Origin of the sequence: Fibrella arboris (genome assembly GCF_041321095.1) — a bacterium.
In the GTDB taxonomy this organism is placed as follows: Bacteria; Bacteroidota; Bacteroidia; order Cytophagales; family Spirosomataceae; genus Fibrella; species Fibrella arboris.
On the sequence record NZ_JBGGWE010000007.1, the window covers coordinates 346,009 to 367,120 of the forward strand.

The following is a 21,112-nucleotide window of genomic DNA, read 5'->3' on the forward strand; positions in this document are numbered from 1 at the left end:
TAGCACGCACGCTTACCCACTTAGTACTGAATCTCAAAGGAGACGGTTATGTTTCCAGGACCCAGTGCGGCAGCCAGTCTCGCGGGGTTGTCAATGCGGCCAAGTTTGGTATAGCTGTATGAGGTCTGAAAGGTTTCGTAAAAAACAACCAGCGTACTGGAACCGTACAGCATCAGGTCGCCCGCCTGGATCGTGCCAGGATTGGAAGCACTCATTGGCAGGCTGTTTGGCAGTTGCGCATACTTTTCGTTCCCGTTCAATTCGTTCATAGAAAGCGTAAGGGGCAGCTGCTTCCTGAAAGCGGTAACCGCTGCCTGGTCGAGCAGGGTCGCGGTGAACGTGTTGGAGCCCGCTTTGATACGCAGCCGATCAGCTGTATCGGTGCTGGTAGGAACCAGTGTAGAAGGTTTGCTCGCTGTTATCGGGTTATCCGTGTTACGGGCCATACTCATACTAAAAAATAACAGGAGTGGAAATAGATGTACAGGCCGTTTCATGGTTGTTGATTTTGACCGTCGGCGTATTCAGCATCAACCAAATGCGTTATTATCAGGTCTTTGTGCTTACGGCTGACTAGGTGTATCGCAAAATTATCGGGTGTTCAGACCGTGGCCTGTATACATTTCACGGTATTGCCTACCACTTTTACAGATACCCTGGCGTTCCACCATTCCCGTTTATAGATTTGACCTGAACAGAACGGAAATGGTCGTCTACGGTACCATCAAGAAATACAGCGATACGTTTGGCAACAAGACGCTGCACCCGCTTATCAATCTGGTGGATCTGGGTAAATCGGCCCCGCTGGAACGGGTGAAATTTACGCTGGGCTTTTACGCCATCATCATCAAAGAAACCCATTGTGGCAATTTGCGGTACGGCAACCAGTATTACGATTATGCCGAGGGGACGGTCGTCTTCCTGGGGCCGGGGCAGGTGGTTACCAATGAACCGGAAGGCGAGCTGCATCAGCCCTTCGGGCAGGCCCTGATCGTTCATCCCGACCTCATCAAAGGCACCAGTTTGGGTAGGCAGATGCACGAGTATTCGTTTTTCAGCTACCAGTCGAATGAGGCGTTGCACCTGTCGGATAAGGAAAGGGATACGGTGGATGTGTGCTTTCAAAACATAGCTACCGAGATCAGCCAGACTATTGACCGCCATAGCAAAAAGCTGATTGTGGCCAACCTGGAGCTACTGCTGAAGTATTGCGCCCGTTTTTACGACCGCCAGTTCATCACCCGCGAGCACGTTTGTCAGGGAATTGTTGAGCAGTTTGACCAACGCCTGAACGACTATCTGTTGGGCGACGAACTGAAAAGCCATGGGGTTCCAACCGTGGCGCACTTCGCCAGTGCACTGAACCTGTCGCCTAATTATTTTGGTGATCTGATTAAACGAGAAACAGGGAAAACCGCCCTGGAATACATTCAGATACGCCTGATCGATCTGGCTAAAGAGCGCATTTTCGACACGCGCAAGTCTGTCAGTGAAATTGCCTATGAGTTAGGCTTCAACTATCCGCAGCACTTTACGCGGTTCTTCAAGCAGAAAGTGGGTTGCTCGCCCAACGCGTATCGCTTGCTGAATTAACCTGTAGATAGGCCTGCAACACCGAAGCAGGCTACATTACCGAAGCAGCAACAAGCGGCCCTGCATGGGGGGGAGTTTAGGATCAGGACGCACCACGTAGGTATACACGCCGTCGGGTACGTCGATGCCGTTGAGTTTACCGTCGAAGCCTTCCTGATCGGGGCCCGTGGCGTGGAAAATGACCGCTCCCCACCGGTTAAATACGGTCACATCAATGGCGGGATAAGCGGCTTTGTTGATCAGCGTCCATCGGTCGTTTTTGCCATCTCCGTTTGGCGTGAAGGCATCAGGTACGTACAAATGGTCGACTACGCTGATGAAAATGGAGTCGGTGGCGGTGCAATGGCCTGCGTTCTCTATCCAGAGCGTGTAAGTGATCGATTGCCGGATGTTCTCGATCTGCGCGGCGGACGTTTGCGCGTTGCTCAGGTACGTTCCCGGCGACCAGCGAAAGGCAGTGGGGTCGCCGGTCAGCTCAGGTTGCAAGGTGAAAGTGTTGCCCCTGAACGTGAGTAGTTCCTCCGGCAGGTTGATCGTAGGAATCGGATACACAACGGCTACCTGAGTGGCGCTGACCGGACTACATTCCGGAGCAGGCCGCACCGTATAGGTCAGCATATGCCGACCAAGCCCTGCACTGGCTGGTGTAAATAGGGCCGCCGACGTACCTGGCCCGTCAAAGAGACCGCCACCTGGTTTTCCGATCAGTGTATACACAGGTGCGGTGGTGCCACAAAACGGAGGCGGGCTGTCGAGCGTAGGGGTAACCGGCGGCACGGCGCTGATCGACAGCGGTAACGTTGTGCCTTTGCAGCCGTTGGCATCAGTGGCCGTGAGGTTGTAAGTGCCAGTTGTTCGGGTGGTGTACAAGGGTTCGATCAGGCCCGCAATCGGCGCCCCATTCAGCGACCAGACGTAGGTGATGCCGCCATCGGCTACCAGCACCAGCGGATCGGCGGGGCAAATTCGGTTGAATCCGCTGGCTGGTTTAAGCGTGGCCAGTACGGCGGGGGCCCGGGCTAATTTAAGCTGATCACTCCTGACCTGGCAACCTAACGTAAGGTGCGTGAGCAACGCCTGAAAAGTGCCTGGCTGGGTAGTCAGTAAAGAGTCCAGGGAAGCACCCGTAACAAGCTGGCCGTCCCGAAACCATTGGTAACTGACGTCAGGTACGTTGGAAACATGCAGACTGGCCACGCCGTCAGTAGCGCATAACTGACCAGTCGCCGTCAGCGTTGGTTTACTGTTCAGGGAGTTGATTGTCAGGCTCTGGGTACTGCCCACCTGCGTACAGGCATTTTTTAGCGACACCTGTACCGTGTATTCGCCCTGTTCCGTAACAACCAGACTGCTACTGGCGGCGTTGGCCAGGTTGACACCATCGCGTTGCCACTGGTAGTTCCAGTCTGGGTTGATAGTAGAGACCAGCGTGGCCGATTCGCCTGGGCAGAGGGTCGTTTTGGTGGCCGTTACCGGTAAATCCTTGATTTGCGCCGCCGGATTCGGCTTCTGCGTAGACGGACAATCAACGACGAGCAGTTGGAAATCGCGGCGCACTTCACCGATTTTTTGCCCATTACGGTATTCATCGACCCGAACAGCGAAGACAAACAGGCCTATTTCTGAGGCGGTTACGGAGAGCTGCCCTGTTTGCGGGTTCACGCTCAGCGCCGGGCTGCCTGGTATCGCGTTCGTAGCTGAATAGCCAGGGGCAAAGAATACGTCGGGATAGGGGGCGGCGGCGGTGGCGTTATTATTTTTTGCGTTGAGGGGCGTAATCAGGCTGTAGCGGAGTTCGTCGCCGTCGGGGTCGGTGCCACCAAACGCGTACGTAAACGCCTCGCCCATGCACACATATTCACCGTTGACGGGCAAAAACTGCGGCGACGAATTATGGATGTACTTGCCCGTTGTGGTCAAGGGGGGGAATTCCAGGTAAAACGTGAAGCCGGTCTGGAGTGGATTCGTCAGATTATTGATACCCCCGTTCCGGTTACGGGTCTGGTAAGACAGATAATACCCCTCTGAGTCGGTGTACTGCCCCGGCGATAGCTGTACATCGGCGGTAAACGTGGCGGTGATAAAATTCAGGTTGCGCTGGGTCGCACAGAATGAATTGGCGTAAATGATGGATGACCGCCGCCCCGACTCGGGCGCGAAGACAGTGGTCATCTGCACATTGTCGCGCTTTCGGAAAATGCCGATGGTAGCGCTCAGAACAGCCGCCGCCCGGTTATTATCCTCAAAGTAGTTGGTAACCGTGATGGTGAAATGGCCGGGTATGTCGCCTACGGCCCGCATGGCTAACTGGCCGCCCACCTGGTGCGTGGCCGTGGCTGAAAGCGGACAGAGTAAAAGCACCATGAAAAGGCTGTAGATCAATCGGGCCATGCCTCAGTAAGTCATCCGTTCTACCAAATTACTCGAAAAGCAATAAACCCTAATTGCTTTGTCCGTCAGCCTACTAAGGAGCGGTGCCCTCTGGCAGGCGCTGGGTCGATCTGGCCCTACACAGTTCAGGCAACGTACCCAACAGTTGGGCAAGTGAATCGAGCAATTCAGGCAGCCGACATTACAGCCCGTAACCGTCAGTTGTCGGGTTACGGGCGCATTGGTAACCATTCACGAAGAAGACGGTAAGCGCGGCTCGATCAGGCACATCACCACAAAAGTCTATTGCGAATTCACAACGATTGTGAGGCAGTAGGCGGGTGGCCCGATACCCAAAAGTTGGCCCCTCTTCCGCGTTGTTGTGCGGTAAGAGGGGCCTTGCTGATAAAGTGTAATCGACGGGGTAGCCGGGCGTTACTCAGGTACGTTGGTTATTGCCCCATGTCTTCTTCCTGACCGCCTCCGTTGTTTTTCTTCCGCTTGCGGGGTTCAAACGTCATCTTACCAATGCGGTAATTGAACGTCAGCTTGATGTTCTGGTTGTACATCCGGTTCACGGCTACCTGTTCCAGCGTTGCTGACGAGAAGGTAGACGTCATCTGCACACCACCGATGAAGTTCTCGGCCGACAGGCCAATGCTGCCTGCTTTATTGGCAATGTCTTTCCGAACACCCAGGGAGTACATGTACATGCCGCCCTGCTGCCCCTGCAATTGCACCCGTGGCCCGCTAACGAACGTGTTGGCCTGTAAGCCCCAGCCTTTGTTGAACTGAAGCTGGGTGGTAAGCCGCCCGCCAATGACGAAGCCTGTGTTCCGCTGCGTGGCCGTTTTCCCATCCAGACCGGCAACCTGCCCTTCCAGGGTACGGTAGTACAGATCTACGCCGCCATTGATGCTCCATCTTGACGTGAGTTGTACGTTGGCAAAAATGTTGCTGCCCACTGTTTGCTCAAAGCCAACGTTTCGGAAGGTGGTGACAATGCCGCCCGGGATTGAATCAGATGGCAGACGTACCTGCGTAATCGCGTTGTTGGTCTGCCGGGCAAAAAGGCTGGTGTTCAGGTAAACCTTTTTGATCGTGGTGCTGAGGCTAAGCTCAATATTGTCTGTCAGTTCGGGGCTGAGCAGCGGGTTACCCTTACTGATATTTTGCGGGTTGGCCGCGTTTACGTTCGGGTTCAGTTGTTGCAGAAAAGGCCGCTGAATACGCCGGTTATAGGCCGCTTTCAGCGTGGTTGTCTGGCTCAGCGACTTCGACACGTTCAGACTGGGTACCAGGTTGCCATAATCAGGAATGGCGAGCCGTTTTCCATCGGTACCGAAAGCATCGATGTTGGTGTGCTCATAGCGGGCACCAGCCTTGATCGTGTATTTGCTGCGGCTGGCGTAGGTGTAGGATAAATAACCAGCCTGAATGCCCTGCTGATAATCGAGTGAGCCTGATGGGTTAGAAAGGTCGGTAACAAACAGGTCGCTGTTGCCGGTCGCTGCCAAATACTCAAACTGGCTGTTCACCTGGCGCATGGTTACTTTACCCCCCGTTTCAATAAGCTGACGGGTGCCCAGCGGCGTTTGGTAATCGGCCTGAAATACCATTTCCTGGTTGGTGTTGTCATTCAGGTTCTTCTGCCGCCGCAGGACCTCGTTGCCCCCATTGAGGTAGTCGGCCGTAAAATTGTTGGTCACGTTGGCCCGGCTCATCTGTACCGACAGGCTCAGCTCCTGCTGTGGTTTGTAGGTATGCAGGTAATCGAGACTGGCGTCAATGCTGTTCGAGAGGTTCTTGCTCGATACATCGCGGTTGGTCGTGCTCAGAAACAGGTTGTTCAGGTACGTGTTGGTGATCTGGTTCTGCTGCTGCACAAAATTGCGGGTCCCGAACCGGACACTCGCCGAGATCGATTCGTTCTGTTTAAGATCATAATCGCCCCCCAATGTATAGGTGCCAAACAGCGGACGGTCGTTGGAGCTGGACTGCTGAACCGTGTGCTGAGCGCCCGACGCTGTCTGCGTAGTTTGGTCGAGGCTCATCGAGCCCCGGTTATACATAGCCCGGCCGTAGGCACCCAGTGTCAGGCCGAGTTTACCCTGCCGGTACGCTCCGTTCAGGCCGAGGTTAGAGCCACGCGTACCGCCACCAATGTCGCCGTTGAGCGTCAGGCCCCGCAGCGTGTTTTTCTTGGTTACGATGTTGATGATCCCGGCCGAGCCTTCTGCGTCATACTTGGCCGAAGGGCTGGTGATCACTTCAACGGTTTTGATCAGGTCGGCAGGTAATTGCTTCAGGGCGTCGGCCACGCTGGCGGCTACAATGGTGCTGGGCTTATTGTTGATCAGCACGCGAATGTTGCTGCTACCACGCAGGCTTACGTTACCGTCCAGGTCAATCGACAGCATGGGTACTTTCTTCAGAATATCCGACGCGTCGCCTCCTTTGGCCGTCAGATCTTTCTCGGCGTTATAGACCAGCCGGTCAACCTTCTCTTCAATCATGGCCCGCTGCCCCGTAACGGTCACCTCACCCAACAGCCGAACGTCGGGAGCCATCACCACAGCACCCAGGCTGATATCGGCATTCTTCCCCAGTTTTATAGGGGCTGAAGTGCGGGTCTGATACCCGATAAACGAATACTGCAGTTTGAAGTCGCCCTCGGGCAGATTCTTCAGCGAAAACTTACCACGACCATCACTGATTGCGCCATCAACGGGCTTGCCCGTGGTGGCATTGATTAAGGCAACGGTAGCGAATTCAACAGGTTTTCCGGTGGTTGAGTCGGTCAGGACGCCGTTTAGTTTGGCACTGCCTTTGGGCGATTCCGGTGCGTCAACGCCAGGAACAAACTCTTTTTTCTTGCGTTCGTCCTGCTGCCCGCCTCGCTGGCCACCAGGTCCGCCCCAGCCACCCATGCCACCTCCCATACCGCCACCGCCGCCACCCGGGCCAAACTGGGCATGAGATAAGATCGGAGTCGAAAGGAGGCCGATAAGAAGCAGGGACTGTACAAAACGATTCATAGTCAACGTAGTAGGTAATTATCTGATTGCAAAGGTTAAAATGACTCCTGAATCATTAAAATGAGTGTAGAGACAAAGCCAGTATGTGCCGACGAGGGAGGCATTGGTCTCAACGCGGCTCACCCTAGCAACAAACAGTGCAATAAATACGGTGTATTGTGCAAATCACGTCGGTCCTGCCCCTATGGACTCGGGTAATGCCGTCCTTGTCGGCACATCTATCTGCTACGTCGACAGCTCGACAAGAAGTAAGCGCAAACGCGTAACTTCCGTTATGAAAGTACTCGAACGTCACCAGGGATGGCTTCACGCGCTAGGCTGGGCCTTTTTTGCCGGACTGCCATTTCTAACTCTACCGTCGTTTTTCTGGAACCAGCAGGTGCTCATTAGCATAGGCGTGTCCCAACTGTTTACGGGGATTGTCATTGCTACCTGTTTCTATTATAACCTGCGCCGACTAACGCCTGATCTGCTGACCAATCAGGAAGTGAACCGCTTTATCATTACGCTCCTGAGCATGCTGCTGGTGGTGGCGCTGGTAAAGCTGGCCTGTTTTTACGGGTTTCCGGCCGGTACGCATATTTCGCCGAAGGGACACCGCCGGCAATTCACCCCCTGGCCGGGTGTATTGAGCGCCTCGCTCTCGTTTGGCTTTGCTATCCTGCTCAGCTCACTCATCGCACTGGGGCGCCACCACGCCCGGGTGCGTGATCAGCAACAGCAGATGGCGCTGGGAAAGGTTTCGGCTGAACTGGCTATGCTGAAGCTTCAGGTTAGTCCACATTTTCTGTTCAATACGTTGAACAATATCCGGTGGCTGGCGCGCAAAAAAGCCGACCAGACAGAAGAAGCAGTTCTGAAGCTGTCTCAGCTGCTCCGCTACATGCTCTACCAGGCGCAACGTGATCATGTGCCACTGACTCAGGAAATCGAGCACCTGCATCACTACATCGACTTACAGCAAATGCGCCTGAACGACCGGCAAACTGTTGCTTTCGACGTAGAAGGCCCGGTAAACGGGCTGCTTATCGAGCCGTTACTGTTCATACCTTTCGTTGAGAACGCTTTCAAATATGGCCTCCACGGACAGGAAGCGAGTCACATTCGTATTCAGTTGACCGTGCTCGAATCTACGCTGTCGTTTAGCGTGACCAATCCGCTTTTTGCTGCTTCCGGTGCTTCCTCTGAAGATTCAGGTATCGGGATTGCCAACGTAAAACAAAGACTGGCCTTACACTACCCGGAAAGGCACACACTGGAGTATGGGGCCAAGGCAGGGCAGTTCAACGTGCAGATCGTTTTGCAGTTACCAACCGTGAGAAACACCGCGCCAACGGCTTTGGCTGTGTAAACAAACAGATTTGGGCTTCCGAATGGAGTTGGCACTCCATTCGGAAGCCCAAATCCTTTATCCCATGCGCTGTATCGCTATTGATGATGAACCTTTCGCGTTGGAACTGATCGCCGATGATATTCGGAAAATCCCGTTTCTGGAACTACTGGGTCAGTTTAATAATCCACTCGATGCCTATGAGTTGATTCGGCGCGGGCAGGTCGATCTGATCTTTCTGGATATTCAGATGCCCACGCTGACGGGTCTTCAGTTTCTGCGCACGCTCACCAACCCGCCCATGGTGATTCTCACAACCGCTTATGAGGAGTATGCGCTCGACGGATATACCTTCGATGTGGTTGATTACCTGCTGAAACCAATTCCCTTTGAGCGCTTCCTGAAAGCGGTTTCCAAGGCTTACGATCTGTTTTTGTTACGGCAGGGACGTACCCAGCCAGAACGCTTACCAGATAAGCAACCAGATCGTGTACCAGTTACAGACCCCATTGACCAGGTACCGACCGAGGCGGTACCCCCGCTGGAACCAACCTTCTTTTTCGTTTTTTCTGAATACCAGGAGATACGCATCTTTTTCGACGACGTTCTCTACATCGAAGGGTTAAAAGATTACGTAAAAATCTACACCACGCAGCAGGTACGTCCTATCCTGAGCCGTTTGACGCTGAAAGCTATTGAGGCCAGACTGCCAGGGAAACTATTCTGCCGCGTTCACAAGTCGTTTATCGTGGCTTTACCCAAAATCACGGCTTTCCAACGTACCCGGCTTTTCATTGGTGCCCAGGAAATCCCTGTCGGCAGTAGCTATGTCGATGAATTTGAGCGGCAGTACGGCGTGCACTAAAAAAAGCAGCCAGCCTCAACGAAGAGACCGGCTGCATTACGGTTTGGATACGAAATCCGGCACTGTAAAATACGAACGTTACCAGCTTGAATCGTAGTATTCCCATTGGCTGTTTCAGACCAGGCGGCCGAAAAGCAATTAATGGGGCCACAACGTGTCGCTTCTTTACGCTGCTGTATCTGTACGCCTGTCTGAGGTTTCAGCGTACTTGTGTGTAGTTGCGGTTGTATAGCCAGCCACGCCGCCTGCCGGATCAGCGGTTACGGGCGGTACGGTGCCCGGAAAATCCTGCGTGGTGTATGGGCTGGATTCAGGTGTTTTCTCCTCGATGTCAACAGCACCGCAGGCAGCCAGAATGTCGGCCGCACGTTCGGCCATATCAGCTGACTGGGCGTACACGGTGACGACAGCGTTACGTTGGCCAGCGGGAGCGTCAGGCCGGTTGGGGTCATCGTCGTTTGTGCCAAACAGCGCCCCAAGGAATTCACTGACACTGCCACCGTCATTGGTTTCACTGTCAGCACTGGCGGTGGCATCGCTCTCGTATGTTGACAAGTCGATGTTTTCACGCTCGAAGCCGCCATTCAGGAGGCCCGACACGGCGCTTTGGGCTTCACTGGCTGTATCGAATTGGCCAACTATGGTCTGTGTCATGATCAACGTAGGGTTAGTGTAGTTGTAAAATGACAGATATAAATCTATAGAAATTATATAGATAACGACGGCAACCGTACGAAGGTTATCGAAAAAGAGGATCGCCGGTCTGATCAACGGTATTTTGGGCCATTAATACGTTGATTTGGCGGCTTTTTACTGGTTATTAATTTTTCGAAAATGCCCTCGTGGCTCGTTGGCTGGCGCCGCTAGTTTGGCGATACGAGGAGCGGGCGGCTATCTTTGGCGAGATAATGTCAGCTGTTTTCCGGTAAATCACAACGCCAATGCCTTACTACGGTTACGTTAATGGAAGAATCGAGCCTGTCGATCAGATCGGCGTGGGTGTAACAGATTTGGGCCTGTTGCGCGGGTATGGCCTGTTCGATTATTTTCTGACTTATGGTGGAAAGCCATTTCAGTGGGATTATTATTGGGCGCGGTTCCAGAAGTCGGCCGAGCGCATGAACCTGCCGCTACCGCTGACCCAAGCAGAGACGTACCCAATCCTGATTGACTTACTGGCCCGCTCGGGGCAACCTGATGTAGCGTTTCGGTTTGTCATGACGGGCGGCTATGCACCCGACAGCATCAGTATTGTCACCCCAAACCTGCTGATGCTGACCGAGCCTATTCATCCGGTGCCCGACTGGCAATACGAGCGCGGCATCCGGGTTATGCTGGATGAGTATGTGCGCGAAATGGCTGAAATTAAATCGACAGACTACAAGCGGGTTATGCTGCTCACTGATGCGATCAAAGCCGCTGGTGCGCAGGACGTGCTCTACCACAAAGACGGTGAAATCAGCGAACTGAGCCGCAGCAATATCTTTCTGGTGACAGGCAATCGGCTGATCACGCCAAACCGGAATATTCTTTACGGCGTTACTCGCCGCACTATACTGGCATTAGCAGAAAGCGATTTTCAGATCGAAGAACGCCCGGTACTGCTGTCTGACCTGTACGAAGCCGACGAGGTATTTACGACCAGCACCAATAAGAAGGTGTTGCCGATTGTCCAGATTGGTGATTTTCAGATTGCTGATGGCCGGGTTGGCCCCGTCTCGAAACAGTTGCTGGCGCGCTTTGTGGCCTTTACGCAGGAAGTACCAAGGGCATGGGTCTGAGCCGGGAGCGTCAACTGATATAGCCTTTCCCGACTCAGAGCCATGCCCGTCTTCCGGCTTTTTTATGGAATGATCCAGGTTCCCTGCGCGCGCATCACCTGTTCAATGACATCGCGGATGGCTCCGTGGCCGCCATTTTTCGGAGAAATGTAGTGGCAGACAGCCTGGATGTCATCGACGGCATCGGCGGGGCAGGCACTCAGCAGTTCGGGGCGTTTCAGAATATGATAGTCGGGCAAGTCGTCGCCCATGTACAGAATTTCTGATTCGATCAGGTTGTCGCGCTTGATGAAGCCCAGATACACATCGAGCTTATGATCAGTAGGCCCGCCCATGAACACATTCTTGATGCCCAGGAACGCCAGTCGTTTACGCACCCCATCCTGATTACCCGCCGACAAAACGGCCACAGTATACCCCGACTTGATGGCGCGTTCAATGCCGTAGCCATCCTTGATATTGAACGTCCGGTACATCTCGCCGGAAGCCAGCGCGTTGACACTGCCGTCGGTCATTACACCGTCGACATCGAAAATAAAGGTTTTGATCTGCTTAAAACGGTCTGTCATGGTGTAAAGGTAGGGATGCTATGCGTTACTACCTTTACACCATGAATCCTACTCAACTGCCCGAGGCTTTCCGGCTACAAATGCAGCAGCAACTCGGGGCTGAATTTCCCTCTTTTGAAGCGGCGCTGGGAGCATCTACTCCAGGTACGTTGCCGCCGGTGAGCATCCGCCTGAATCCGCGTAAACCCGCTTTCGACAGCACCGCAAAAGAACCGGTGCCCTGGTACGAAGGGGCCTACTACCTGCCCGAACGTCCCGTTTTTACACTCGATCCGCTGTTTCAGGCGGGGGCTTATTATGTGCAGGAGGCCTCGTCGATGCTATTGGCAGAGGCCGTACGGCAAACGATTGGGCAGCGCAAACCCTATGCTGGTCAGCCACCCCTTCGGGCGCTCGATCTGTGTGCCGCGCCGGGCGGTAAAAGCACGCTACTGGCTTCGGCTTTACCTGCTTCCAGCCTGCTGGTTTGCAATGAAGTGATCCGTACACGCATACCAATCCTGCGCGAAAACATGGACAAGTGGGGCTATGCCAATGTGGTAGTTAGCCATCACGATCCCGACGATTTTGCCCCGCTGTCTGGCTACTTCGATCTGGTGATGGTCGATGCACCCTGCTCGGGCGAAGGGCTATTCCGGAAAGATCCAGCAGCGGTTAACGAATGGTCGCCCGATCATGTGCAGATGTGTGCGTTACGCCAAAAGCGCATCATCTCGGCGGCGGCTCCGCTGGTGGCCGATGGGGGATGGCTCATGTACAGTACCTGCACGTATAACGACGCCGAAAATCTGGACATGGTCCGTTTTTTAACCGAAAACGGCTTTACTAATCGTCCGCTCGAACTGGCTGATGACTGGGGAATGGTACCGCGCACCGTTGGCGATGCGGTTGGGTATCAATGTTATCCGCACCGGGTACGTGGCGAGGGGTTTTTTATCAGCGTATTCCGCCGAAAATCATCGGCTACACTACCCGTTACCCGTAATCGGGGCTTCAAATCGGCCCGGCCGGTGCATCGCAAACAGCTGGGTACGTTGCGCTCTTTTCTGAAAAGTCCAGATGCCTTTTCCTATTGGGAAAAGCCCAATGGCGATGTGATTGCCGTTCCGCTATCCCTCGAGAAAGACCTGGTGCTGATTGATACGGTGCTGCACAACAAAGGGTTTGGCCTTGATATGGGTGTTTTCAAGGGCACCGATTTCATGCCTGCCCATGCGCTGGCCCTGAGCACGGAGTTAGCCGACGGTTTACCCGGCGTTGAGCTGACCCTCGACGAGGCATTGCACTATTTCAAAAAAGAAAACCTGGTATTACCCGACGTACCCAGAGGCTGGCTATTGGCCCGTTACAAGGGCCTGCCGCTAGGCTGGATGAAGGGCGTTGGTTCGCGCATCAACAATTACCTGCCCAAAGACTGGCGTATTCGGATGGATATTCCGGAATTTTAAACTGTAGACACAATGAAACGAATTCTGCTGGGTTTAACTGGTGTCGTTGTCCTAGTGGCTATTGGGTACGTTGCCGGCCCACGGCCACAGTTTGCGCATGTAGCCACACAGGTCGCTCCACTGCTGGCGGATCTGGTCACACTGGAACAGGCTATCGCTACATCGGAAAGTAAATCGGGGCTGAAGCCAGACAACGAAGCCCGTATTATCTGGGCCGATAGCAGCCGGAAGACCAAAACGCCCGTCAGCATGGTCTACATTCCCGGTTTTGGTGCAAGCTGGGCGGAGGGCGATCCTGTTCACAAAAAACTGGCGGCTCACTTCGGTTGCAATCTGTATCTGGCCCGCCCGCAAGAACACGGCCTTACCTCACCCGATGCCCTTAAGGGGCTAACCCCCGATAACTACGCTGCATCGGCTGAACGGGCGCTGGCCATTGGTAAGGCGCTGGGCGATCGGGTGGTGGTGATAGGTACGTCGGCGGGCGGAATGCTGACGATGTATCTGGCTGAACGGCATCCCGAACTGGCTGGCCTGGTGCTGTACTCGCCCTGTATGGCTACGGCCAACCCGGCACTTAAACTGGCAACCAGACCCTGGGGAAGGCAGATCATGGAACAGGTGTTGCAGGGCGATCATGTGGTGGTAGCACACTATAAACCTGATCGCGCGCAGTACTGGCTAACCCAGTACCACATCAATGGACTGATCACGCTCCAGACCATGCTGGACAAGTACATGATACCGGCTGAATTTGCGAAAGTGAAACAGCCGGTATTTCTGGGTTATTATTACCAGGACGAGGCGCATCAGGACAAAGTGGTATCGGTAGCCGCTATGCTCGATATGTACGATCAGCTGGGTACGTGGCCAGATCGGAAACAAAAAGTAGCGTTCCCGAAAGCGGGCGAGCACGTTATCGCGTCGCATTTCACTGCTGGTGACCTCGAGGGTGTTTATCAGGCCACCGAAAAATTTCTGGTAGATGTTATAAAACTGAGGCCCGTGCCAGGTACGTTGGCGGCTAAATAACCGTGGGCAACGTAGCTTTGTGGCTCCATTAACTGACTAGAAATGCCTCAATCCCCTCCTGTTGATGTAGCTATCAGCGTATACGGCAAACCTAATATCACGGCAGTTACCTTATTGTCACTGCTTAAGCAATCCGGGAAATGGATTGATACCATCTACTTTATCGAAGAACGAAAGCAGCCTGCCCATACCGATTTTTCCTCGCTGAAAGCCTGGTTGAAGCCCTATAAAGTAGTGTATTATAGGCCTTGGGTCAATTATGGTTACCGGAACATGAATGAGAGTCCACGGCGACATCTTCTACAATTACCGCTGTTCAGGCATTCGCTCCGGTATCAGTATGCCTGGGAGAAAACCAACAAAAAGCGGCTCTTCATCACACACAATGACGTACTCTATAAAGGAGACCTGGTAGGGGCCTACCTGGCGAATATCGGCAATGGAATCGGGATCGGAAAGGTAGGACAATGCTGGAATTGCCCGGCTTTCAAAGAACAGGTATGCGACGGTGATCACTACCTGCGCTACCGGCCATCTGAAGCCGAGGTAAATCAGTTGTATGCCAAGCATGGTGATCCACGAGGTGGGTCTTTTCAAAAACAACTGGCCAAACAAGGCCCCTGGCCATTACCTGAGTGCCGTCTCAATGAGTACGCCTGTCTGATTGACCTGGAAAAAGCGCGCGCTCTTACACAACCGCGCGGATCGGCCCATCCGTTTGGTTTTTTTGGCAATATCGATACGGCCAGCGACTGGTTCAGTGATATCAGTCACCAGGGCGTTCCGGTCACGAACTTCGATTACGATCCCTATGCTACCCATAGCTGGGTAAATGCGTTGAACAACGGCCACCGTGCTCTGTCGGATCGGTCGATTTATGATACTGAAGAAGAAACAGCCCGACATTACTTACAGACAGAATTAGGCGTCGTGCTGCATTAATAGGGCTCGGGCAGGGCGAATTGCGTTACTTTTGCGCTATACGAATGACTGGTGCAGGCAGTATAATAGACAGGCCATTCGGTTTGTAATGCATTTCGGTAGTTATTCTCTACTATTCATTTTTTATTCTAACTTATGGCTTACGGACTCCTTAATGGAAAGCTCGGCATCATTTCGGGTGCCCTCGACGAAAAATCAATCGCCTGGAAAGTGGCTCTGAAGGCCAAGGAAGAAGGAGCTTCGTTTGTGCTCACCAATGCACCGATTGCTATGCGGATGGGAGCGATCAAGGAATTAGCCCAGCATTGCAACGCCGAAATCATTCCCGCCGACGCTACGTCGACCGAGGATCTGGAAAAGCTTTTTACGCAGTCGCAGGAAATCCTGGGTGGAAAAGCTGACTTCGTGCTGCACAGCATTGGTATGAGTCCCAACATTCGGAAAGGCCGTGCGTATACCGACCTGAACTATGAATGGTTCAAGCAAAGCCTCGACATTTCGGCCTTGTCATTGCACCGGATGTTGCAGGTTGCCTATAAGCAGGATGCCATCAGCGAATGGGGGTCGGTTGTGGCCTTAACCTACATGGCGGCCCAGCGGACGTTCCCGTTCTATACCGATATGGCCGAGGCCAAAGCCATGCTTGAGTCAGTGGCCCGCAGTTTTGGCTACCACTATGGGAAGTACCGCAAAGTGCGCGTGAACACGGTATCGCAATCACCCACTGTCACTACGGCGGGAGCGGGCATCGGCGGCTTCGATAAATTTTATGATTTCGCTGATAAAATGGCTCCGCTGGGCAACGCCTCCGCCGATCAGTGTGCCGACTACTGCCTCACGCTCTTCTCTGACCTGACGCGCATGGTGACCATGCAAAACCTCTTCCACGACGGCGGCTTCGGCAATACGGGTGTGTCAATGGAAGTAATGGGAGGGATGTAAAAGGAGTTTACAGTTTGCTGTTTACCGTTTTCTGTTGCTTCGCTTAGGAACGTCGTCGTTAGGTAGTAGCGCAACAGAAGACGGTAAACAGCAAACTTTTTAACTTGTTATGTAACACCGGCTGTTGCCGTCGATGCCTCGCTCAACCTGGATTTGAACGGTGATGCGCTCTTTGATCTCGTGCCGGTGCGAGATGATGCCAATGGTCTTCTGGCTTTCCTGCTGTAGTTTCTCCAGCATGACAATCGCCGTATCGAGTGATTCCGGGTCTAGTGTCCCGAACCCTTCATCGATAAACAGGCTATCGATCTGCACATTCTGCGACGCCAGATCAGACAGGCCCAGCGCCAGGGCCAGACTAAGCGTGAATGTTTCGCCCCCCGATAGACTGGTAATGGTTCGTTCAGCCTGCCCCTGGTATAGATCCACCACGAATAATTCGTCCTGTTCTTCGCGAGGCGACAACAGCAGGTAGCGATCCGTCAGGCTTTTCAGGCGCCGGTTGGCCAAACCAATTAATTGGGCCAGCGTCAAGCTTTGCGCAAACTTGCTGAACGAATCGCCTTTGGCGCTGCCAATTAGTTTGGTCAGCTCTTTCCACGGCATCACATCTGCCTCCAGTCTGGCCAGTTCGGCAAGGGCTTTCTGATGCGCCGCTATGCTTTTCTTGTTGGTGTCGAGTTCGCTGCGGGCGTAGCCAGAGTTGGTCAGTAACTTGTCGTGTTTCTTCCGGGCCTCGTCAAACATGGCTTTCACCTCATCGGGCGGTAGGTCTGTCTTCCGGGCTTTTCGGGCAGCCTCCAGCCGCTTCTGTTCGTCGGCAATGCTCTGGTCCAGCTCAATGCGATCCCGATCCAGGTCGTCGCGTTGTTTTTGTAGCTTCTGCGTAGTAGGTACGTCCAGCAGCAACTTTCTGGCGGAGTCGGCCGAGTCGAATCCCTGTTTTTTCAACAACGGAGTCAGTGCTGTCAGCACGCGCTTTTCTTCGGCCAGGGCTGCTTTTTCGTCTTCCCCCGTTTTGTGTTGAAGCCCTGCCTGTGTAGCCATACGCCCCTGTATATCGGCAATGTGTTTAAGCAACGTACCTGACTGTTGCGCCCAGTCGTCCGCAGCATAAAGCGCCTTCTTTTGTTGCGTGAAGCGCAGGATGTTCTGCTGATGCTGTTGTAGTTCAGTCAGCTGACGAATCAGCGCTTCCAGGGTTCGGTTCTGCTCCCAAAGCGAACGGAGGGTATTCAGATCAGCCTGGGTGCTGGCCAACTCCCTTTGCTCACTTCTAAGTAGTTCGGGGCCTACGTCTTCGGCCAGCTGATTGGCTTCACGCAACGCATTGATTTCATCTCGTTTTCCACGAAACTGCTCGCGCAACGCGTACTGGGTACGTTCCGCTTCGGCTAGTTGAGCTTCCTGCGCAATCAGTTTGTCTGATAGTTCCTTAGTGGCTGTGCTTGCCAGTTGACGTTCGGCCTTCGCCAGCAGCAACTTTGCCGCCACCGTGCCTAATTGATTGACATAATGAGTGGCATACGGATGGTCCAGCGAACCACAGAGTGGACAAGGCTCATCAGCGACCAAAGCAGCGCGCAACGCCGTTAAATTAACTTCGGCGCTCAGCCGACGCTGTTCGACGTCGAGCTGGTTGGCCGTTTCTTCGGCAAGTCGTTCGTGCTCACGGGCAGTAGCCAGCGACGGTGTCAGTAAATTGATCTGAGCTTTTAAAGCCTCAATGGGCTCGGCCAGTTTCTGCCCCTTAAATACTCGGTCCTGCTGCTCTTCTTCAAGAAGAATCAACGTACCCAGCACTTTATCGCGGGTGATTGCCTGCTGAATATGGTCGGGAAGCGTAGGCGGAGTAACGGCTGGGTACATGGCCTGTAAGGCGTCGATACGTACCTGTAACGACGCCCGTTCCGTGTCTGCCTGTATCAGCGAATCATCTATACTCGACAGCGTGAGTTGGTGAAGGGGCAAAGCGCGGAGGAACTCTAAATCGGTTGACGCCTGCTGCCGAATCCGTTGCAAAAGGGGCGTAGCGGCTGTCTGTTCGGCGCCAATCTTGTCCTGCAGCGTTTTCAGCTGATCGCGGAACGCTTCGATGGCTGCACTCGCAGTCTGAGAATCCAACCGCTCAACGCCAACAAACGTCGCTGCCCTGGTGATCAAGTCGTCCAGTTGCTGCGAAAGATGCTCAAGTTCGTTCGTCACGTTTGCCCGATCCTGGCGCGCTCTGGCAATGGCCCGTTCGGCACCAGCGAGGTCGCTCAGCAGGCCGGCAAGGGGGGTAGCTTTGTCGTGGAGCAACAACCGTTCGCGGTCTGGTGCAAAAGAGGCCGTTCGTTCCGCCAGCTTTTCACCGGTTGATGCGTGTTTCGCCAGCATCTTCTCGGCCCGTTCAACGTCATCCACCAACTTCTTCTCGGCTTCAAATAACTTGATCTGCGCCTTAACTTCGGCCAACTGTGTATCGGCAAGGGCCAGTTGGCCCGTGAGTTCAGTTACGCGGTCGTCGCTCAACATCCTGATTGAACTAACCCCCAACTTCTTCGTACTGATCTGGTCGTCGAGCTGCTTGGTGTGTTCGTACGCTTTTCGACTCAACTGCCGGTAGATTTCCGTGCCTGTCAGTTGCTCCAGCATCTTGCTGCGCTCCGACGCTTTGGCTTTTAGAAACTGGTCAAACGCGCCCTGCGCCAGCACGATCGACTTAACGAACTGCTCGTAGGAAAGACCGATCAGTTCTTCGTTTTTCTTCGGGAAATCGCGCAGGTCTTTGATCGGAAAGAGAACGCCATCTGGCTTGTCATTGGCCAGATGAGCCACTTCCATTTCGTAGTTGTTCCAGTTATTGTTCCGGTTCTTCCGAATCGACCAGCGCGACCGGTAGCGGTTGCCATCTACTTCATATTCTACTTCGGCATAAGCGGCGGTGTTAGGCTCGGCTGCCGCCTGTCGGTTCACGATCAGGCCATCGTCGGTAATGTTGGTACCCGATATAGCTCCGTTCAGGCGGGGAAGTCGATTAAAAAGCGCCAGCGTCATCACATCGAGCAGCGTTGATTTACCAGCCCCCGTTGGACCGGCGATCACAAACAGCCCCGTATCGCCTAACAGGCCGCTGGCAAATTGAATGGGCTCGTGTTCGCCATAAAACGAATTGATATTACGAAACCGGATTTGGCGAATTTTCATACTGAAGCGGAACAGGCTGCTCCGTAACCATTTTATAAAGTTGTTGGTAGGTGTCAATGAGCTGCTGGCGCTGGTCGTCCTCAACCTGCGCCAGCACCAGCCGCTGCGCAAACACGTCCAGGTACGTTAGATCGGCCAGATGGGTATCGGCGGCAAACAGCGATTCCAGGTTCTTACGCTTGTTCCGAAATAACAAACGAGTTTTGGCCAGTATAAAGGGTGCGGCCTTGTAATCACGCTGCAGTTGATCGAAATGCATACGTGTGCTAAGACTTTCAGCGTCTTCCTCAACCAGCACGTCCACCAGCGCAGGGAGCGCATGCGTCATCTCCAGTTGACTCAAACGCGCCCGGACTTCATCAAGCGTACCTGTTATATGCCGGAACGGACGCGATTGCGGCACCGGTATCGACTCAACAGCGGTTACCCGTCCATTCTCTACGGTCAACTGCAGCAACTGATGGGCATTGTCGCGTTCAGCGAAACTCAGCGGAATAGGCGATCCACAATAGCGTACTGTTTCGTTGCCACCCACTCGTTGAGGGACATGTATATGACCAAGGGCTACATAGGCAAACCCGTCGGGAAAATGCTCGCTCGAAAAAGCGGCCTGTCCGCCTACGGCATGAATCTCCCGCTCACTGTCCGAAACCGTCGCACCATGTACATAGAGGTGACCCATAGCCAATACAGGTACGTTCGTATACTCGGTATGGCAGTGCTCAACAATACGTTCATAATGATTTCGAATCCCCATCCGCAACGCGTCAACCCGATCCTCGTAGGTCTGCCCTGAAATGGACTGACGCAGATCGGCATCCCGCAGATAAGGAACCGCCGCCACCAATAGGTCCGAAGAACCGTTGGCAAATCGAATTACCTCATCGGGGCAATTTCCGGTGGTGCAGCCAACTACGTGTATGTTTAAATGGCGAAGCAGTTCTTTAGGTGCATTCAGTTTTGTTGCCGAATCGTGGTTTCCTCCCGTCACCACAATCTTTACCGATAAAGGGAGCATCCGGGTCAGAAATTGATAATACAACTGCATAGACCCGTCATTTGGGTTGGTCGTATCGAATACATCCCCGGATATAAGCAATACATCAACTTCGCGACGTTCGATCTCCTCGATCAGCCAGTTGAGGAAGAAAGAATGGTCTTCCCGGAGGTCTGAACGGTATAATCGTTTGCCAAGGTGCCAATCGGCTGTATGTAAAATCCGCATAATGAGCAGAAGGGCTAACTTTGTTTTGTTATATAATAGCTAGCCCATATAAAAAACAGATATGGCTCTGCATATCCAGACCCTTTTCCTGTAAGGTACTACTTGCTAAAGTACAATTTTTGCAACTAACTCACCACACAAAAAAGAAGTCAACTAAACTGTTCAAACTTTTTTCAATCATTGGCCGGCTGTTTATCAGTCATTTAGGCCAAAATAGGCCACAGCCTCACAAAAAACTTTCAAACAGGGCTTGACACGGGGGTAAAGTTGCCCTACTTTTGCAGTCCCAATCAGGAACAACGGCGGTTGAGCATCAGCAACACCGCCGCTTTTGCTGAGGACGGCACAGGGTCAGCATCCCGGCAGAGTACAAAAAATTAATAAAAATAATTTTCGCCAAATGCTTGACAAACGAAATAAACCACGTACCTTTGCAGTCCCAAATGAGGGAAACGAAATGAGAGCCACACAGTAAGTTCACTGAAACACTTTCAAATCGAGTCACCAGCCAGGTATTTGGCACCACGATCGGCAACGGCTGATCGCTTCGTTCTTTGACCAACTGTCAGCAATACAAGTAACAAGTCTTGATCAGTTTGATTCAGTCGTTTCTTCGGAAAAGGCTTATCAGTCTGAATCGACAGAAGACACGTCTCGTTATTGAGACACAATTATTTACGATGGAGAGTTTGATCCTGGCTCAGGATGAACGCTAGCGGCAGGCCTAATACATGCAAGTCGAACGGTCCCTTCGGGGATAGTGGCAAACGGGTGCGTAACGCGTAAAT

15 protein-coding genes and 1 rRNA gene are annotated in these 21,112 nt (G+C 53.3%); 9 read left to right on the forward strand and 7 right to left on the reverse strand.

The genetic code is table 11. The features are described from left to right. Window positions 1-20 precede the first annotated feature (20 nt). Window positions 21-497: a cyclophilin-like fold protein gene (locus tag ACAW75_RS15005; protein ID WP_370729545.1), complete on the reverse strand. Its 477-nt coding sequence runs from the start codon at window positions 495-497 to the stop codon at window positions 21-23. Window positions 498-705: 208 nt separating this feature from the next. Here ACAW75_RS15005 and ACAW75_RS15010 point away from each other — a divergent pair, with 208 nt between their 5' ends. Further along, window positions 706-1,593 (forward strand): helix-turn-helix domain-containing protein, encoded by an 888-nt coding sequence (locus ACAW75_RS15010; protein ID WP_370729546.1) that lies wholly within the window; start codon window positions 706-708, stop codon window positions 1,591-1,593. 36 nt (window positions 1,594-1,629) lie between these two features. Here ACAW75_RS15010 and ACAW75_RS15015 read toward each other — a convergent pair whose 3' ends face one another. Further along, window positions 1,630-3,984, reverse strand: coding sequence for a T9SS type B sorting domain-containing protein (locus ACAW75_RS15015; RefSeq protein WP_370729547.1), 2,355 nt, complete (start codon window positions 3,982-3,984; stop codon window positions 1,630-1,632). 431 nt (window positions 3,985-4,415) lie between these two features. After that, on the reverse strand, window positions 4,416-7,001 hold the full coding sequence (locus ACAW75_RS15020) for a TonB-dependent receptor (protein WP_370729548.1): 2,586 nt from the start codon (window positions 6,999-7,001) through the stop codon (window positions 4,416-4,418). Window positions 7,002-7,275: 274 nt separating this feature from the next. On the opposite strand from ACAW75_RS15020, the gene ACAW75_RS15025 reads away from it, so the two are divergent. Together ACAW75_RS15025 and ACAW75_RS15030 are read left to right on the forward strand one after the other, a co-directional pair. Beyond that, window positions 7,276-8,352 carry a sensor histidine kinase gene (locus ACAW75_RS15025; protein WP_370729549.1) on the forward strand — a complete coding sequence of 359 codons (1,077 nt, stop codon included), beginning with the start codon at window positions 7,276-7,278 and terminating at the stop codon, window positions 8,350-8,352. Between the two features lie 64 nt (window positions 8,353-8,416). Beyond that, the gene (locus ACAW75_RS15030; RefSeq protein WP_370729550.1) at window positions 8,417-9,196 is read left to right on the forward strand and encodes a LytR/AlgR family response regulator transcription factor; all 780 of its coding nucleotides are present in this window, start codon (window positions 8,417-8,419) and stop codon (window positions 9,194-9,196) included. 165 nt (window positions 9,197-9,361) lie between these two features. Here the strand turns inward: ACAW75_RS15030 and ACAW75_RS15035 are convergent, their stop codons facing one another. Beyond that, the gene (locus tag ACAW75_RS15035; protein WP_370729551.1) at window positions 9,362-9,850 is read right to left on the reverse strand and encodes a hypothetical protein; all 489 of its coding nucleotides are present in this window, start codon (window positions 9,848-9,850) and stop codon (window positions 9,362-9,364) included. A gap of 287 nt (window positions 9,851-10,137) precedes the next feature. On the opposite strand from ACAW75_RS15035, the gene ACAW75_RS15040 reads away from it, so the two are divergent. Beyond that, window positions 10,138-10,977 carry an aminotransferase class IV gene (locus ACAW75_RS15040; protein ID WP_370729552.1) on the forward strand — a complete coding sequence of 280 codons (840 nt, stop codon included), beginning with the start codon at window positions 10,138-10,140 and terminating at the stop codon, window positions 10,975-10,977. Window positions 10,978-11,039: 62 nt separating this feature from the next. Here ACAW75_RS15040 and ACAW75_RS15045 read toward each other — a convergent pair whose 3' ends face one another. Beyond that, window positions 11,040-11,546, reverse strand: a complete 507-nt coding sequence (locus ACAW75_RS15045) for a KdsC family phosphatase (RefSeq protein WP_370729553.1) — start codon at window positions 11,544-11,546, stop codon at window positions 11,040-11,042. Between the two features lie 41 nt (window positions 11,547-11,587). Here ACAW75_RS15045 and ACAW75_RS15050 point away from each other — a divergent pair, with 41 nt between their 5' ends. From ACAW75_RS15050 to ACAW75_RS15065, 4 genes are all read left to right on the forward strand, one after another. Next, window positions 11,588-12,994 carry a methyltransferase RsmF C-terminal domain-like protein gene (locus ACAW75_RS15050; RefSeq protein ID WP_370729554.1) on the forward strand — a complete coding sequence of 469 codons (1,407 nt, stop codon included), beginning with the start codon at window positions 11,588-11,590 and terminating at the stop codon, window positions 12,992-12,994. A 12-nt stretch (window positions 12,995-13,006) separates the two neighbouring features. Continuing rightward, on the forward strand, window positions 13,007-14,026 hold the full coding sequence (locus tag ACAW75_RS15055; RefSeq protein ID WP_370729555.1) for an alpha/beta hydrolase: 1,020 nt from the start codon (window positions 13,007-13,009) through the stop codon (window positions 14,024-14,026). Window positions 14,027-14,068: 42 nt separating this feature from the next. Further along, on the forward strand, window positions 14,069-14,968 hold the full coding sequence (locus tag ACAW75_RS15060; RefSeq protein WP_370729556.1) for a hypothetical protein: 900 nt from the start codon (window positions 14,069-14,071) through the stop codon (window positions 14,966-14,968). Window positions 14,969-15,103: 135 nt separating this feature from the next. Next, window positions 15,104-15,910 (forward strand): enoyl-ACP reductase FabI, encoded by an 807-nt coding sequence (locus ACAW75_RS15065; protein ID WP_370729557.1) that lies wholly within the window; start codon window positions 15,104-15,106, stop codon window positions 15,908-15,910. A gap of 99 nt (window positions 15,911-16,009) precedes the next feature. Here ACAW75_RS15065 and ACAW75_RS15070 read toward each other — a convergent pair whose 3' ends face one another. Together ACAW75_RS15070 and ACAW75_RS15075 are read right to left on the reverse strand one after the other, a co-directional pair. Continuing rightward, complete coding sequence (locus ACAW75_RS15070) at window positions 16,010-19,099, reverse strand: AAA family ATPase (RefSeq protein ID WP_370729558.1); 3,090 nt, start codon at window positions 19,097-19,099, stop codon at window positions 16,010-16,012. Beyond that, window positions 19,071-20,324, reverse strand: a complete 1,254-nt coding sequence (locus tag ACAW75_RS15075) for an exonuclease SbcCD subunit D C-terminal domain-containing protein (protein ID WP_370729559.1) — start codon at window positions 20,322-20,324, stop codon at window positions 19,071-19,073. Before ACAW75_RS15075 ends, ACAW75_RS15070 begins: the two co-directional genes overlap by 29 nt. Window positions 20,325-21,001: 677 nt before the next feature. On the opposite strand from ACAW75_RS15075, the gene ACAW75_RS15080 reads away from it, so the two are divergent. Further along, a 16S ribosomal RNA gene (locus tag ACAW75_RS15080) occupies window positions 21,002-21,112 on the forward strand; the annotation flags it as partial.